The following is a 15,822-nucleotide window of genomic DNA, read 5'->3' as shown; positions in this document are numbered from 1 at the left end:
GGCCTTCCTGTCTGGCCAGTGCGCGTATGAAGATGGTGCGCGCTGGCCGGAATCGCGACGATCTTTTCAATGGCGCGGTGGGCCGTCGCCAGGTTAGCCTAGGCTTCACGAAAGCAGGTGAATGGGTTTCACATGAAGTCGCGCAAGCCAAAGCGCCATACAGCGTTCGTTTCCAATAATGCGTTCACGCCGGACGCGATCGCGTCGGATGCTTCCTGGCTACCCGATATGGCTGATTGTGGTGACCGGCCGGCCTCCGCAGAAGACTTTGTGCAGGCCTACCTTGCTGATCCCGGGGCATGGCATTGGTCGACGGATTTGCTTAATGACTCGAAGGAGGAGACCTTGAAGCGGGCTCTTGCCGTCATCGCCCGAGCCCGACTCCCAGATCATCAACAGGCGCTTGGCCAGCTCGGCGCCGGGCCGATCGAAGACATGATGTCCGAGATGCTTCTTGATAATCTGCGCGCCTGGATGCCATTTAGCGAACCGATGCGCTACGCGCTCCATTGCGTGCGAATGAACGTCGAACCGCCCGCCCTGCAGCAGCGTTTAAGAGCGATGCTTGCCGTATGGTGATCGTGACTTTGTTGGGGTCGCTTACCGACCTAGCACTACCATGGATCTAACCAGCCGTACCCGAACCGAGCCTCCGCCCCATGACCTGGAGGAACTTTATCTCCCGGCCGGCGTCGAAATGCCTGAGAATGCCGCCGAACACTTCCTGCAGACAAGATCCAGGGCGGAGGATATCTGGGCGATTTTGCTGAATACAACGAGCGCCGACGCCTACAAAACGATCTTCGACGATCATGGAAAGATGCTGGCACCGCAGCTGCGTCGGAAACTGGGCGAAGTGGGCAGAGACGAACTTTATTTTCGCGACAAGGAGGCTCTCGCTAATACAGTGGATCATTATGAGAAGCTTACAATCGCCGCCATCGGCCGCGTGCCCAGCGAAATAGTTTATTCCTTTGCCACCGAAGTCAGGGGCGTACAGCAGATCATCGAACAAACTGTTTCGGTAAGTTGATCGTCCAATACCCCGCCAGGGGCCGAGCAGTTGACTATCGCTGCGCCGCCAAGCGCCCAGCGGGTGTTGGAGAATTGTTGGGAAGATCTCGTTATTTCATTGCCAGCTAATGTTCGCTTCGCTAGCCTGCGAAGTGGGAGGACTAAAATGCAGCACATCGATTCGATTTCAGCCGAGCCTGTCGTGGTGAAGAAGGTTTGGTGCATCTCCGACTTTTGCTTGAAGCACAGGCTGGACGAGAGGGAGCAAGCCAAGCTGACCGCGCTTTTTGGCGAGTTCGCGACGACAAGTGAGCTTGCGCACAATGTGACACGTAGGTCCAAATCTCGGTAGATAAGCTATTCGTCTCCATTGTGCGTTCGGCACTACGAACGCGCACTTCGCCGCTCGCAGAATGCGAATAACAAAATGCTGGATATTCCCTTGCCCACGCTGTGAGGTGGCCGCGCTTTGACGGGAATCGAAGGGCTGCGCCGTATCCGGCGTTATTCGGAATCCCATTCGGCGGCCACATCTACGCACTATGCCAAATTCGCAGAGTGCTTATCCGGTCAGGTATGATGACATAAACCGCAATGTAAGGCGTGCCTACGGCGCTCTCGAAATCGTGCTCCCGCGTCATCGATATCAGGGCGCGTATCCTCAAGCGCCTTCAAAACCTTTTCCCGAAATCAGGCGTCGTATGCCGGGCCCTCGTTGCTGTTTGCGTTAAAAGAACTCGCACAGCATCCGACACTATCAAACCGATGCTCTCGAGAGCCGCTGCGGCGTATTCTTTAACATCTCTATTCGTATCTGGACGAGTGCATTTGAAGCCATGGTCAATCTCCTTCGCAATTAACGCAATGCATCTGCATGACAAAATCCACGGCTAGACGACTTTCATTCGGGGCTGACACTTTTTACCTCGAAAACTCGGGGAAGAACCGCGCTTGAGATGGAAGGGCGCGGACATAGTCCCGCCACAGAACTCGTCCTAATAACGCTTGTTTAACAAGCGGATGACGACCATGAGGCTATTTGCTATCCTGGCTGCGGCCCTCTTTCTGACCGCCGTCCAGTCTCATGCCCAAGTCTATGGGCCCTATGATGGTTACGACGAGTATGATGGCTACGGCTACGACAATCCGTACACCCCTTATCCACCAGAGCCCGAATACCAGCCGCTTCCCCGCTATCGCGACCCGCCGCCCAACCGAGCACCAATAACGAGATCAAGCGGAACTATAGTGATCGTGACGAGCGAGCACACCCTCTATTACTCGGCACCGTGGGGAGAGCAGTATGTCTACCCGATCGCCGTTGGTCGTGAAGGCAAACAATGGTTCGGTTCGACGCGAGTGGTCTCGAAGAAAGAACATCCGGAATGGCGCCCAACCGCGAGCATGCGTCAGAAGAACCCGAAACTTCCAGCCGTAATGAGGCCCGGTCCCAACAACCCGCTCGGAACGCGAGCGATCTATCTGGCCGACGGCTTGCTGCGCATTCACGGTACCAATGACCCGTCTTCGATCGGAACAAATGCATCAAGCGGATGCTTTCGCATGTATCGTCAGGACGTGGAGGAGCTTTACGATATGGTAAAGCCGGGAACGAGGGTCATTGTTCATCGCTGATAGAACTTCTGGCAGAACCGATCCACGATCACCAGATTCTGTAGGAAAGATCAGCAGAATGGATCGTACATGCGAGATGCCAAACCTAAGTCGTTGTCCAAAGCAAAGCTTGAAGCGCTGAAAGCGATTGCAAGTTATCGCCGACAGCGACGCGTTGGCAGAGGTTGGATCGTTGGCGATAAGCGCCTTTCGACGCCGCTGGTCGCGAGCCTGGAAGCCGACACCTTGGTGAGAGAGATTACCGTATCCGGCACTCCTGTTCTCGTGGTGACAGAGAGCGGAAGGCATCAGCTCACTTGAGCACCTTATGTCGCCGACACACCCACCCCCCTGCATCTCCACTGGTAATCGGCAGGACCTGGATCGTCCCAAAGTCGTCGATCCCAGAACTTGAGCGTCAGCGGTGGTGTGAGGCTCAAGTCGACAACTGAAGCGAAGTGGCTCGCACGGCAGCGGGATAACTGCCTTGAATAAAATCGAACCACAATGGCGATGTTGTAAACCGTGGAGTAGTTAAACGACCGGCGTCTGGTAACCGAGGTGTTGCGACATTGATCGGCAGTTCATACGTTCGGAGATCCAACCCAACAGGAGCACGCAATGCAGATCGATCTCACAGGCAGGACTGCGCTGATTACCGGATCTACAGAAGGCATTGGCTACGCGATAGCCCGCCAGCTCGCAAGCGCAGGCGCGGACGTGGTGCTCAATGGCCGGTCCGATGAGAAAACAGCGAAGGCCGCCGAACGCCTGAAGGGTGAAGGTGTCAAGGGCAGCGTCGACGCCGTCGCGGCCGATCTCGCGACCGCTGCAGGGTGTGGCGCTCTCGTCGCGAGGGTTCCGCATGTGGACATCCTGATCAACAATGCGGGCATCTTCCAGCCGATCGACTTCTTCGAGGCTGACGACGAAGTTTGGGATCGCCACTGGCAGGTCAATGTGATGTCTGCCGTCAGGCTCTCCCGTGCCTATCTTCCGGGCATGCAAAAATCGAATTGGGGACGGGTTATCTTCATCGCCTCGGAGTCAGGCTTCAACATTCCTGTCGAGATGATCCACTATGGCGTCAGCAAGACGGCCGACATTGCAGTTGCCCGTGGCCTTGCCAAGCGGATGGCGGGCACGGGCGTCACGGTGAATTCCGTTCTGCCTGGCCCAACGCTGTCCGAGGGCGTGGAGGCTATGCTCGCCGAGGAACGTGCAAAGACCGGGAAGCCGATCGAGGAAATCGCCACTGCGTTCGTCAAGCAGCATCGCGGCAGCTCGATCATTCAGCGAGCTGCGAGCGTCGAGGAGATCGCAAACCTCGTAACCTATCTGGCATCGCCTTTCGCGTCTGCCACCACTGGGGCTTCCGTTCGCGTCGACGGTGGCGTGATCGACACGCTCTGACGACAGCCCCGGTAATCCGCCTCTGCGCACGAGTTTCGGGAACCGGGACAAGCAGCGGACGCGCGCAGGCCACGCAGCCTGGCGGTTGCGTGGCCTGCGAACTTGAAGCGCGCCGATCAGCCCGCGTTCCGGCGCGGAGAATTTCGGCCGCTTCGACGTCCCGCCGGGTGGGCTTGACCAGGCCGTGCGCTGGGACGGAGCCTGAGACATCTTGTATGCCGCCGCTTCCCATGTTGCGAAGAACTGTAGCTGTCGGGTTGCGCTATCTTTGCCCAATTGGGAATAACAACAGCACCATTGCGATCAAACCCAGTCCCGCGCCGACCATCTGTGAGGGAGCGAGCCGCTCGTCAAAAACAAAATATGCAATCACGTTGATGAGCAGCAGCTGAGAAACGGCGGAAACCGATATCGCAAGCCCCATTCCACCCTCTCTCATCAGCCGCACCATGATGAGATTACCCACACAATAAAGCGCGAGTGACAGGACCAGCACGAGAATGCTGTTGGTCGCAATATAGGTACGTGAAGCGGTCGCTGCGCCCAGGAATGTTGCCATTGCACCGGCGAGCCAAAGCAGAAATTCTATTCTCATAAGTGACCTTCGTTCGTCTTTCCGCAAGCTGCATACAGCTGTCGGCCAAGGATCGCCAGCAAGTAGGTTGCCGGCGTTGGGACCGTAGGGGGCGGGTGCCGTGGTGCCGGGCGTCCGATGATAGAGAGCATCCGGATCATTTGTAGAGGAATGGCAGACCGCACGGCCGTCGCAGCCGTGTCTGAAGGCATCATCGATCGCGAAGCGGCACCGCACGACTGCGCCGCGCTTCCGATCATGGCCGGGTAAACGGTGCCGATCGCAATCTTCCGTTCCGTCTTACCGGCCACCGACCTGGTGATCTCTCGAGAGATCGACCTCGCTGGGGATTCTGACTGTTCGCTCGTAGAAGGACACCCTGCCCGCGTCAGCTCCACCCGCCTGGTCGAGCGGATGAAGATCTGCAGCACGAGCTCATGCTCCAAAGCAAGCACCCGCCGCCGACACAGCCGCAGCTCGACCACCTGTGCGGTCCGAATGGCGCGTTCCTGACTGGCAACCCGCACACGGTTGCGGCAACGATTCTGCATTGCTTCAGGACGTTGGGCCGGTGTTCTCGCCTCACCTTCCAGTTAAGCACCGCCGCTTTGCAGACAGAGGCGATGCGCCGTTCGACCGAGCTGCTTGCGCCGGCGTCGCTCCTCTCGTTCGCGGAGTCCATCTTGACCAGAGCAGTCGAGGGTGCCGACATCAAGCGGCTAGGCACTTATCCGAAGATCAGTCTCTGGTAATCGGCCAGCATCTTCGGATCCTCGACTGACCCGTGGTGGTGAAGCTGTCGCCAGGCCCGGTTCCTGCGCACGAACCACCGGGTCGTCCGAAAGGCGACGTCGAGCGTATCACGCTCCGTCCTGCACGTCCCACGTTCGCGTCCGACGAAGAGATGCCAGTCGTCGCCACCCTGACTCGTGAAGTCGTGGAAGGTCACGTGGACTTTTGCCTGCCCTTCGAAAAGCTTCGAGTAACCTTCGGCGATCTGGTCCCACCCGCGGCGGATGCCACCGATGGGGTTGTCCATGCTGGGCTCCGAACCTCCGAGCCAAGCGGCCTCCAGCCCCGCGAGATCGCCCGCGTTAAAGGCCCGGTAGAATTCGATCAACGCATCAAGGGGGGTTCCGTCACCCTGCTCGATCTCGTCACCGTCGATCTCCATGAGATGCCAATTCATCGAATACTCCTCTGGTACTCAAAGTAGCGCAAGACGCGCGAAGAAGTTCAGGTTGACGGGCGCCTTCGTCGCGGCTCGGACCTCCCCGAAGCCTTGCTGAGCCCTTCGACCTTCAACAGAGCACTTGGCAGCTCCGGCCATAGACGCCCGGATGATGGGAAGCTCGATTCCAAAAAGGTCGATGATGCGGCGATCCGGCCAGCGGGTCATGTGAACTCCATTCATTCGTGGTGCAGCGACTATTAGCTCCGGCGATCGCCCATTCTATTGGACTTTGGTGTGCTGACGAAGGGACCCGATCCGAAGGTATCAGAGACACCTTGGTACAATATCCTGGCTCGATTTTCGGCGCGATGGTCTTGGCAGAGCGAAGGACGGCGCGACCGTCCGGCAAGCTCCCGGCTCATCGCCGGATCAACGCATCACTCGAAAACCAAGCGACCGCCCTCCACGTGGCGGGCGAAGGTTTTCCGCGTCGCCAGAACGGAGGCAGGCATGAGCGTGCACAAGACTGTGGTGATTACTGGGGCTTCGCAGGGCATCGGAGCCGGCCTGGTCAAGACATTTCTGGACAAGGGCTGGAACGTCATCGGCACGTCCCGAAACATCAGCGAGACGACCCTGTTCGACCGCGCCGGCCGGCTGGAATTGATCAGCGGCGACGTCGCGGATCCCGAAACCGCCGAGCGGGTTGCGAATGCGGCGGTCGAGCAATTCGGTTCCATCGACGCGCTCGTCAACAATGCCGGGGTGTTCTTCACAAAACCGTTTCTCGAATACACCATCGAAGACTTCCGCCGCTTGTCGGCCACGAACGTCGAGGGGTTCATTCACTTCACGCAGCGCGCCATCAGGCAGATGCTGCGCCAGAGGTCCGGCGGAAGCGTAGTCACCCTCACGTCGTCGCTGACCGACCACCCGATCGCCGGCGTGACGGCGTCCCTGCCGATGATCACCAAGGGCGGCCTCAACGCCATCACCAAAAGCCTGGCGCTTGAATTCGCCAAGGACAATATCCGCGTGAACGCAATTTCGCCGGGCGTCGTCGACACGCCCTTGCACGCGAAAAACCCCAGGGACTTTCTCGAGTCCCTGTCGCCGATGGGCACAATCACCGCTGTCCAGGAGATCGTCGATGGCGTCGTCTATCTCACGGAATCCGCCAACATCACCGGGGAGGTGCTGCACGTCGACAACGGCGCACATCTCGGCAAATGGTAGTCGCGAGCGCGGAAGCGCGCGTAAGGGAACTCGCTCTGGTCATCCCGGCTGCGCCCACCCCGTTCGGCGCCTACGTCGAGGCGGTGCGGGCCGGGTCGTTGCTCTTCCTGAGCGGCATGCTTCCAGTGGTCGGGCACGTCCCTCTCTACACAGGGTTGGTAGGCAAGGACCTCTCGGTCGCACAGGGCTATGAGGCCGCCAGAACCGCCTGTCTGAGCGGTCTTGCCGCTGCGCGGTCTCATCTGGGCTCGCTGGACAGGATCCGGTCAATTGCCAAGCTCGGCGTCTACATCGCCTGCCCGTCCGATTTCCACGAGCATCCCAAGGTTGCCGACGGGGCGTCGGAGCTGCTGCTCGATATATTCGGCGCCGCCAGGCTCCCACCACGCATCGTGCTTGGCGTTTCCAGCATACCGCTTGGAATGCCCGTCGAGATCGAACTCGTCTGCGAGATCGAATCCTAGCGAATAGTCTTCGCTCCCAACCCGAAATGGAGGCAGTCATGAAAGTCAGACCACCCACCGCAACAAGCACCCTCGCTTTGTCATCGACGTTTCTCACCGCTGCGGCCCTGCTGCTGGTTCCGGCGCTCGCCCTTTCCGGTCAGACAAAGGTCGCCGAGAATGTCGATCATGCGCCGGACGTCAAAGCCGAGCCCGGCCAGGAGCAGGCGCAACAGATAAAGGTCGAGAAGCGGACGCCCGCCTATTGGCGCGTCACTTTCGACAACCCGCCCTTCAACATCTTCGGACCGGAAACGATCCCGCAGATGGAAAAAGTAGTCTCGCAAATCGAAACCGATCCCGATCTCAGGGTCGTCGTCTTTGACAGCGCGGTTCCAGGCTTCTTCCTAACCCACTACAATTTTACGCCTCCACTGGCCGATTCCACCAGGCTCCCCTCGGGACCTACCGGGCTTCATCCCCTCCCCGATATGCTGGTGCGCATCAGCAAATCGCCCGTGGTGTCGATCGCGCTGATCCGCGGGCGTGCGACAGGGGTCGGCAGCGAACTTGCTCTTGCCAGCGACATGCGATTTGCCAGCCGTCAGAAAGCGATCCTATCGCAATGGGAGGTCGGCGCAGGGCTCGTCCCAGGCGGCGGCCCGATGGCGCGGCTTCCGCGGCTGATGGGACGCGGCCGCGCCCTCGAAGTGCTTCTCGGCTCCGACGACATCAACGGCGATCTTGCGGAGGAGTACGGCTACGTCAACCGGTCGTTCGACGACGACAAGCTCGATCCGTTCGTCGACGCCCTGGCAACCCGAATCTCCGGTTTCGACCGCCAGGCAATCGCCGACACGAAACGGCTGGTCGACTTCGCAAGCCTTCCGAGCAATCCTGAGATTGGGGCGGGCTGGGATGCTTTCATTACGTCTGTCCAGCGCCCGGTGGCCCAGAAGAAGATCGGAAGGCTAATGGAGATGGGCCTGCAGAAGGATCCTGACATCGAAACCCGTCTTGGGCATTACACGCAGTCCCTGGCCGAGAACTAGGTCGGAGCGGTGCCCGCGCAGTGACACGGCAGGTCGCGCGGGCGCCAACGTTGAGCCGCCTGCGCAGAGGCCCCCGTATCATTCACTGTTCGGAATCCCGGTAAACTCGCCTTCAGCTACCAGATCAATCATGGAGACGTCATATGCACAGCATCGAAAACCAGATCGTCGACTCTTCCTTTTCGGCGATCATCAACGCACCTATCGAGATGGTCGACATTCCGGAATGGTGCTTCACCCTGTCGGAAAAGGAATACCAGGGCTGCTCGCCCGCACACATCGCCGCTGGCTTCACGACCGCGCCAGACGGTACCCGGATGTCGATCAACGTCGAGACGATCGGCGGAAGCCTGATGGTCCAGCACTACGTGGAGACTTTGGGCGAAAAAGATCATCTGATTTTAGACTCCGACTCCGATGTCTTCACGCCGAACGGCCGGGTGACCATCCATGTCACCTGGGAGCTGAGCGTGAAGAAGATCGACGCTGCCCGCTGCGAATTCACGAACCGCGTAAGATCGTACGCGACGGAGGAAATGATGGCTTTCCTCGACCGCCAGGGCATCCCTTTCGAACTCTTTCGCACGCAGCGACAGCCGATGTCCATCGCCCACAACAAGGGCGAGACCCCGCTATTTGCTGCGAGCATCGAGCGCGCGGCACTGCATAACACATCCACAAAGGTTGCTTGACCGTCGAGGAGACTTCCATGACACAACTGTCCTTCGACCGCAGCAACACGGGATTGCTCGTGGTCGACCCCTACAATGATTTCATCTCCGAGGGCGGCAAGATCTGGCCCCGGATCAAGGAGGTCGCGGAGGCGAACAATTGCGTTCCGCACATGCTGGAGGTGCTGACCGCTGCACGGGACGCCAAGCTACGGGTCTTCTTTGCGATGCATCACCGCTATCGGGAGGGCGACTACGAAAACTGGAAGTTCGTGGCCCCTATTCAGCGTGCGGCCTGGCACCGCAAGAGTTTCGAATTCGGGACCTGGGGCGGTGAGTTTCGCGCCGAATTCGTCCCCCAGGCGGGTGAGGTCGTCGCCTCCGAGCACTGGTGCTCCAGCGGTTTCGCCAACACCGATCTCGATCTCCAGCTGAAGCGGCACGGCATCCAGCGGGTCATCGTGATCGGGCTTGTCGCACACACCTGCATCGAGGCCACAGTCCGCTACGCGGCGGAGCTTGGCTACGATGTAACGGTCGTGAAGGACGCGGTTGCGGACTACTCGCCGGAAATGATGCATGCCGCGCTGGAGATCAATCTCCCGAGCTATGCCAGCGCTATCGTCGACGCTAAGGAGACGATCGCAGCGATCGCCCTCACCCACGCGCCATAGGTCCGCCTCGAACCCGTCAACCAAATCCGGCGCGCTCTTATGAGGTCGCCGGATTTTGCGCGAGCGGAGATCTATTGATTTTCGAGCGCCGGGGTTGGCCTGCCCTCGGGGGCCGCTGCGCTTTTGGAAACGGCCAAGGCGTTTGAACGCCTTGCTTCGCACCGGCTGCAGACGTTAGGTCCGCAACACCAAAGATCGTCTATTGTTGGAACGTCAGCGACCATCGCCTTGCATGTCGATGCCGACGACATTCCCGCCGCCTCAGATCTCCCGCGCAGTTCGAATGTGCCGCCGGCCGTCTTCGGATGCGTTCGCAACCTGGGTCGAGACGTCGCGGCGGTGGAGCGGCAGGCTATCATGCCACGTCGCTCCGTGATCGACCTCTTGCCCCGAGCCGCTCAAAAGCATGAGTATCTATGGCCCCGGCAACGAAAGACGTCGCGGAGGCGATCAACGCTTCCACGAAGCACATCCATCAGCAGCAATCAGATTTCGGCAGCCTTGGCGGCCATCGTGGCTTTTGCCCACCAGACGAGTTCGTCGAGCGCAGTCTTTGCCGACGGCAGAAGATTCGCTTCGATCTCCTCGATCGGTTTGTTGCCGCCCATCGAAAATACGGCGAAGAAATCGCTGCCGCCAATGTGGACGGCCGCATGGGTCGAGACCATCTGCAGCTCTACGCCGATCCCGCGCAGATGTTCGAGCGCGCGCGATCCGCCGGCGCTCCCGTAGGCGATGGCGGTGAACGGCTTACGGCTCCATTCCGTGTAGGACTGGTCGAGGGCGTTCTTCAGCACCCCGGTGATCGAGCGATTGTATTCCGCGACGACGAAGATGTAGCCGTCGTAGCGGCCGACCGTCTTTTGCCAACGAACCGCTTCCGCGTTCTGGCTCGGCGCATATGCGTTCGACGCCACTTCGTCGAAGAAAGGCAGGGGATGGTCGCGCAGATCGACCACCTCGACGTCCATATCACCGCGCGCCTGCACCTGTTTCAGTATCCACTGCGCCGGCTTGTCAGCGAAACGAGTGGGCCGCGTGGAGCCGATGATAACCGCGATTTTTGGTTTTAAAGCCATAATATTCCTCACTTTTGTTGAGTTGATGTCGATGATCTCAGAAATGGCGATCAGTTGCCGTTCAGGGCATCCGCGTATGCAAAGAGCCCTGGGGAACCTCCAGTCATCACGAACAGGACGTTCGATCCCTGCGCGATAACGCCGTCTTCGATGTCGCAAAGCAGACCGGCAAACGCCTTGCCCCCGTAGACAGGATCGAGAAGCAGACCTTCCGACCTGCCGACGATCCTGACCGCCTCGACCATGGCGGCGGTCGGAATGCCGTAGCCGCCACCAAGCTGCGTGCCGCTTATTTGCAGATCTTCCGGCTTGATGCGGTCTTTCTTCGAGAGAAGCTCGAGGACCGCGTTGACCTTGTCGGCTGTTGCGATGACGCAGGCGTCTGCCGCCGATAGGACAGTGTGCGCCCTTATCCGGGAAGGATCTCGACCGGCCACCACCGCTCCAGCCACGAGGCCGGCATGCATGCCGCCGCTGCCATTTGGAATGACGATCTGGTCGAAGGCGATGCCCATTTCAGCCGATTGCGCCGCGATCTCGAAGGCGCAGTCGATGTATCCCATGGCGCCCACCGGCGTCGAACCGCCGAGCGTGGCGACGAAGGCCTTTCTCCCCGATGCGGCGATCTCAGACGCCCGGCGGGCGACGAACCCACCGGCATCGTCTCCCGCTTCCAAGATATGAACACGCGCACCGAACAGTCGGTCCAGCACAACATTGCCATTGGCCCGGTAGATCTCGCTATGCCGCGGTACCATCTGAGAAAGAACGACTTCGCATGCCAGCCCGGTTCTGGCGCAGGCGGCGGCGGCCAATCGAGCGAAATTCGACTGCACTCCGCCGGTCACGACCACGGTGTCGCAACCTTCCGCTGTCGCCTGCCCCAGAAGAAACTCAAGCTTTCGGAGCTTGTTGCCCCCACCTCCTAGTTCCATGAGATCGTCTCTCTTCGCCCAGATAGAGACGCCTTTTTGCTGAGCAGGCAGCACCTGCTCCAGTCGGGCCAGCCGCTGGATCGGGGTTGCCCCCTCAATGAGGCGCACGCGGGGGAATTGGCTTAGTAGAGCGGGATCGAGCATTTTGGCTCCATACGAGTCGTCGTTTTCGTGACGTAGGCATCCACCTTGTCACCATTTCAGCGCCGGGTCTGATATCGCGCAGCCGGAACATCGCGTGAGAGGTTGGGCATCAGCTTCTGGCGAGCAGCTTCATAGGCGTTCCAGTCCCCAATGTCGGGTATCGATGGAAGGGTGATCAGCTCGCCCATGTCGAGACCGGCAAGCGCTGCATCGACGGCGTCTTCTGCCGTCATGACAATCTGGTCGGGTAGCCTGTCCAACGAGCCCCCGGAAGCCTCCCAGAACGGGGTGTCGACGGCGCCTGGAAGGACTGCCTGGATCCGGATGTTCTTTTCGGCCAGTTCCTTCTGCAAAGAGAAGGTCAGGGCGATGACGAAGGCCTTCGTCGCTCCGTAGACCCCGTTGAGGATTTCGGGCGCGATGCCCAAAGCGGAGGCCATGTTGACGATTGTCCCGTGCTCGCGCGCGACGAAGGACGGCGCGACCGCATAGACCAGTCGGGTAAGTGCGGTCACATTGAGCCTAATCATTCGCTCCATGTCCTCCACGTCAGACATGAGCAATGGCGCGACGGCGCCGACCCCGGCGTTGTTGACCAGCATCGTGATCGACGGGTCGCTCCGAAGGATTGCTTCGATCTTCAGAAGGTCGTCCCGCTCACCGAGATCCGCACGGACTGTGGTCACCGTCCGGCCCGTTGCCTGCACGATGTCCTCTCTAATCTTTGCGAGCGCGTCCTGACCTCGCGCCACGAGTATGAGGTCGTAACCGCGTCGCGCCAGCCTGTCGGCATAGAGCGCCCCGATGCCCGACGACGCGCCCGTGATAAGCGCAGTGCCTCTTGGAAAATTCGTCATCGTGCTTCTCCTTGCTTGAGGTGTGTCCGGGCAGGCGTCAGCGTAACGTCCTGAAAGCTGCACGCAGTTCGGAGAACTCGGCGGCGAAGCTCGTCGAGTTCTTTCTGCTGGATCGCGCACCTGAACGGCCGGATGGCGTCACTGCCGGACGCTGGACAAGCGGGTCTTTGGAGAATGCCAAGTGCAGCCGCCGCGGCCCCGGTTTCGACCTCTGCTGACACGACGCCCTCCCTTGGATCGATATGGTTGGAATGCGTCATAGAAATCGTCCGATAAGGGCGCCGATGATATTGTGCGAAGGTATCGGCGATACCTAAGGATCGGTCGACAATCGGTCCGTGACGTCCGACACCTTCGCATAATGGACAGCCACGCAGGGGTCAGCGCATCGTCGCCGCGTAGCGGGAATGCCGCGGACAAAATCCAATCGAGGAAGATCGAAATGGCCATCCATGAACAATACGAACCGAAGTCCACTCGTACTGGCGACGTCGACATGAAGCTCGAGGTCATCGTCATTCCCGTGTCCGACGTCGATCGCGCCAAGTCGTTCTACACCGGCCTCGGCTGGCGGCTCGACGCCGACGTGTCCGGGAAAGACGGCTTCCGGGTTGTCCAGGTCACGCCACCCGGCTCTCCCTGCTCCGTCATCTTCGGCGCGAACGTGACGACCGCCGCGCCAGGTTCTGCGCAAGGGCTGCATCTCATCGTCTCCGACATCGAGATGGCGCACGCGGCGCTCGCCGCACGCGGTGCCGAAATGAGCGGCGTCTTCCACGATGCCGGCGGCGTGTTCCACCACAAGGGCGCCGACCAGCGCCTGCCCGGTCCACATCCTTCGCGTTCGAGCTATGGCTCATTCGCGTCCTTTTCCGATCCCGACGGGAACGGCTGGCTGTTCCAGGAGGTCACGTCCAGACTTCCTGGTCGGATAGATGCACAAAGGGCGGCGTTCACCTCTGCCAGCGATCTTGCGAGCGCCCTGCGAAGGGCCGCGGACGCCCATGGCGAGCATGAGAAGCGTGAAGGTGGAAAGCATGATGACAACTGGCCCGACTGGTACGCCGACTACCTGATCAAGGAGCAGGCGGGCGCGAAACTGCCGACTTGAACGTCTTCGAGCGTCGTCCGCTCCGTCACGTTGGATTGGTTTCCTCCACTGCTTTCAATTCCGCACGCGGGGTGGTATTTTGCCCACAGACGACTTCCCCGGCAGACAGTGGTGCAAGAACTAGCCTGTCGGACCGGCCTATCGCGTTGCGTCCGGCTCACCCTCGTTCAATCCAACGTGACATTCAGGTAATCGCCGACCACGAAGCGTGCAGCGTTCCACCCGGCTGAGGCATTCGCCAATCAGGAAAGTCGTCACTTCGATGCCGGCACCCATCCGTTAATGGGTATGGTGAGGCTCTCGGCGGCTATGCGTTCCAGTTCCGAACGCAGATGCGGACCTGCAAAGTCGATGAAGGACCTAACTTTCGGAACCGCCGCACCATTGGAATGGCCGTTTGATACCAAGGTATCGACCATACCTTGGTGCAATAGTTGCAGCCCTTCTTTGGTGTGACCTTCCTTCTCGTAAAAACAAGGCACACACGCAAGGAGGATGCCATGTCCTACATACAGCCAACCGTCACACGTCGAACACTGCTTGCGGTCGCGGCCTCGGCCAGCGCTGCCAGCATGATCCCGGAAGCGTTCGCCGCCACGGGCGCGAGTTCTGACCTCAAACCCTTCAAATTCACTGCGACCGAGGACCAGCTAAAGGACCTGCATCGCCGCGTCGTCGCCACCCGCTGGCCGGATCGCGAGACGGTCTCAGACGATACGCAGGGTGTCAGGCTCGACACCATCCAGAAGGTCGCCAAATACTGGCGCGCCCATGACTGGCGCAAGGCCGAAGCCCGGCTCAATTCCTTCCCGCAGTTCACGACGGAGATCGACGGGCTGGACATCCATTTCATCCATGTGAAGTCCAAGCATGAAAACGCGCTGCCCATCATCATCACCCATGGCTGGCCGGGCTCGATCATCGAGCAGCTGAAAATCATCAGGCCGCTGACCGATCCGACCGCCTTTGGCGGCACCGAGGCCGATGCCTTCCATGTCGTCATCCCCTCGCTGCCGGGTTACGGCTTTTCCGGCAAGCCGAAGGAGGCAGGCTGGAACCCGCCGCGCATCGCCAAGGCCTGGGCCGTGCTGATGCAGCGTCTCGGCTATCAGAAATATGTCGCCCAGGGCGGCGACTGGGGCAATGCCGTGACCGAATTGATGGCAGTGCAGGAGCCCGCGGGCCTCATCGGCATCCACACCAATATGGCCGCTACCGTGCCCGCCGATATCGCCAAGCTGCTGTCGGCAGGCGCCCCGGCTCCATCAGATCTCTCGGCTGACGAGAAGCGTGCTTACGAGCAGCTCGACGATTTCTACAAGAACGGCCTCGGCTATGCGATCGAGATGAACAACCGGCCGCAGACGCTCTATGGCATCGTCGATTCACCCGTCGGCCTCGCCTCCTGGATGCTCGACCACGACATCCGCAGCTACCGAATGATCGCCCGGTCCTTCAATGGCGAGAAAGAGGGTCTGACGCCCGAAGACATCCTCGACAATGTCACGCTCTACTGGCTGACCAATACGGCGATCTCGTCAGCGCGCCTCTACTGGGACAATGCGCATTTCCCCTCCGGCGGCTTCTTCGATCCGCGCGGCATCAAGATCCCGGTCGCCGTCAGCGCCTTCCCGGATGAGATCTACCAGGCACCGCAGAGCTGGGCGGAGAAGGCCTATCCGAAGCTTATCCACTACGGGCGGCCGGCAAAGGGCGGCCATTTCGCTGCCTGGGAACAGCCGGAACTGTTCACGGCGGAGCTGCGCGCTTCCTTCAAGTCGCTGCGCGATCAGATCTGACGCAGGCCTGGCGCGGTGATCCTGCGCCAGCC

Annotated in this window: 17 protein-coding genes and 2 pseudogenes; 11 read left to right on the top strand and 8 right to left on the bottom strand. The window is 60.0% G+C overall.

Annotation, left to right across the window (positions count from 1 at the left end):
* Nucleotides 1–132 precede the first annotated feature (132 nt).
* Nucleotides 133–579 (top strand): hypothetical protein, encoded by a 447-nt coding sequence (locus AC1DNW_RS17675; protein ID WP_477853858.1) that lies wholly within the window; start codon nt 133–135, stop codon nt 577–579.
* 118 nt (nt 580–697) lie between these two features.
* Nucleotides 698–1,033, top strand: coding sequence for a hypothetical protein (locus AC1DNW_RS17670; protein WP_477853856.1), 336 nt, complete (start codon nt 698–700; stop codon nt 1,031–1,033).
* 551 nt (nt 1,034–1,584) lie between these two features.
* Here the strand turns inward: AC1DNW_RS17670 and AC1DNW_RS17665 are convergent.
* A pseudogene (locus AC1DNW_RS17665) lies at nt 1,585–1,852 on the bottom strand (type II toxin-antitoxin system RelB/DinJ family antitoxin).
* A gap of 191 nt (nt 1,853–2,043) precedes the next feature.
* Here AC1DNW_RS17665 and AC1DNW_RS17660 point away from each other — a divergent pair.
* Together AC1DNW_RS17660 and AC1DNW_RS17655 are read left to right on the top strand one after the other, a co-directional pair.
* Complete coding sequence (locus AC1DNW_RS17660; RefSeq protein WP_113312096.1) at nt 2,044–2,649, top strand: L,D-transpeptidase; 606 nt, start codon at nt 2,044–2,046, stop codon at nt 2,647–2,649.
* A 600-nt stretch (nt 2,650–3,249) separates the two neighbouring features.
* Nucleotides 3,250–4,041 (top strand): SDR family NAD(P)-dependent oxidoreductase, encoded by a 792-nt coding sequence (locus AC1DNW_RS17655; RefSeq protein WP_477853854.1) that lies wholly within the window; start codon nt 3,250–3,252, stop codon nt 4,039–4,041.
* Nucleotides 4,042–4,303: 262 nt separating this feature from the next.
* Here AC1DNW_RS17655 and AC1DNW_RS17650 read toward each other — a convergent pair whose 3' ends face one another.
* The 4 genes and pseudogenes from AC1DNW_RS17650 to AC1DNW_RS17635 all read right to left on the bottom strand — a co-directional run bounded on the left by AC1DNW_RS17650 (nt 4,304) and on the right by AC1DNW_RS17635 (nt 6,014).
* Nucleotides 4,304–4,636, bottom strand: a complete 333-nt coding sequence (locus AC1DNW_RS17650; RefSeq protein ID WP_113297297.1) for a hypothetical protein — start codon at nt 4,634–4,636, stop codon at nt 4,304–4,306.
* A 230-nt stretch (nt 4,637–4,866) separates the two neighbouring features.
* Nucleotides 4,867–5,070: pseudogene (locus AC1DNW_RS17645) on the bottom strand (LysR family transcriptional regulator); the annotation flags it as partial.
* A 272-nt stretch (nt 5,071–5,342) separates the two neighbouring features.
* Nucleotides 5,343–5,804, bottom strand: a complete 462-nt coding sequence (locus AC1DNW_RS17640) for a YybH family protein (protein WP_477853852.1) — start codon at nt 5,802–5,804, stop codon at nt 5,343–5,345.
* Nucleotides 5,805–5,822: 18 nt separating this feature from the next.
* Nucleotides 5,823–6,014: a hypothetical protein gene (locus tag AC1DNW_RS17635; protein WP_477853850.1), complete on the bottom strand. Its 192-nt coding sequence runs from the start codon at nt 6,012–6,014 to the stop codon at nt 5,823–5,825.
* Nucleotides 6,015–6,299: 285 nt separating this feature from the next.
* Here AC1DNW_RS17635 and AC1DNW_RS17630 point away from each other — a divergent pair, with 285 nt between their 5' ends.
* From AC1DNW_RS17630 to AC1DNW_RS17610, 5 genes are all read left to right on the top strand, one after another.
* Complete coding sequence (locus AC1DNW_RS17630) at nt 6,300–7,025, top strand: SDR family NAD(P)-dependent oxidoreductase (protein WP_477853848.1); 726 nt, start codon at nt 6,300–6,302, stop codon at nt 7,023–7,025.
* The gene (locus tag AC1DNW_RS17625; RefSeq protein WP_477853847.1) at nt 7,019–7,489 is read left to right on the top strand and encodes a RidA family protein; all 471 of its coding nucleotides are present in this window, start codon (nt 7,019–7,021) and stop codon (nt 7,487–7,489) included. The genes AC1DNW_RS17630 and AC1DNW_RS17625 overlap by 7 nt, the downstream gene beginning before the upstream one ends.
* A 38-nt stretch (nt 7,490–7,527) precedes the next feature.
* Entirely contained in the window at nt 7,528–8,520 is a 993-nt protein-coding gene (locus AC1DNW_RS17620) for an enoyl-CoA hydratase/isomerase family protein (RefSeq protein ID WP_477853845.1), read from the top strand.
* Between the two features lie 143 nt (nt 8,521–8,663).
* Nucleotides 8,664–9,212: a hypothetical protein gene (locus AC1DNW_RS17615; RefSeq protein WP_113297301.1), complete on the top strand. Its 549-nt coding sequence runs from the start codon at nt 8,664–8,666 to the stop codon at nt 9,210–9,212.
* A 17-nt stretch (nt 9,213–9,229) separates the two neighbouring features.
* The gene (locus tag AC1DNW_RS17610; protein ID WP_477853843.1) at nt 9,230–9,865 is read left to right on the top strand and encodes a cysteine hydrolase family protein; all 636 of its coding nucleotides are present in this window, start codon (nt 9,230–9,232) and stop codon (nt 9,863–9,865) included.
* A 485-nt stretch (nt 9,866–10,350) separates the two neighbouring features.
* Here the strand turns inward: AC1DNW_RS17610 and AC1DNW_RS17605 are convergent, their stop codons facing one another.
* The 3 genes from AC1DNW_RS17605 to AC1DNW_RS17595 are packed head-to-tail and all read right to left on the bottom strand — an operon-like array spanning nt 10,351 to nt 12,880.
* Entirely contained in the window at nt 10,351–10,944 is a 594-nt protein-coding gene (locus AC1DNW_RS17605; RefSeq protein ID WP_113297303.1) for an NADPH-dependent FMN reductase, read from the bottom strand.
* Nucleotides 10,945–10,994: 50 nt separating this feature from the next.
* Nucleotides 10,995–12,023, bottom strand: coding sequence for a D-cysteine desulfhydrase family protein (locus AC1DNW_RS17600; protein ID WP_477853841.1), 1,029 nt, complete (start codon nt 12,021–12,023; stop codon nt 10,995–10,997).
* Nucleotides 12,024–12,079: 56 nt separating this feature from the next.
* A complete protein-coding gene (locus tag AC1DNW_RS17595) occupies nt 12,080–12,880 on the bottom strand; it encodes an SDR family NAD(P)-dependent oxidoreductase (RefSeq protein ID WP_477853839.1) in 801 nt (266 codons plus the stop codon).
* 442 nt (nt 12,881–13,322) lie between these two features.
* Here AC1DNW_RS17595 and AC1DNW_RS17590 point away from each other — a divergent pair, with 442 nt between their 5' ends.
* Nucleotides 13,323–13,991, top strand: a complete 669-nt coding sequence (locus tag AC1DNW_RS17590; protein ID WP_113297307.1) for a VOC family protein — start codon at nt 13,323–13,325, stop codon at nt 13,989–13,991.
* 500 nt (nt 13,992–14,491) lie between these two features.
* Nucleotides 14,492–15,790, top strand: coding sequence for an epoxide hydrolase family protein (locus AC1DNW_RS17585; RefSeq protein ID WP_113297308.1), 1,299 nt, complete (start codon nt 14,492–14,494; stop codon nt 15,788–15,790).
* Nucleotides 15,791–15,822: the final 32 nt, after the last annotated feature.

It is taken from the genome of Rhizobium sp. 05L429 (assembly GCF_056397645.1).
This window is presented reverse-complemented; position numbering and strand designations above follow the sequence as displayed.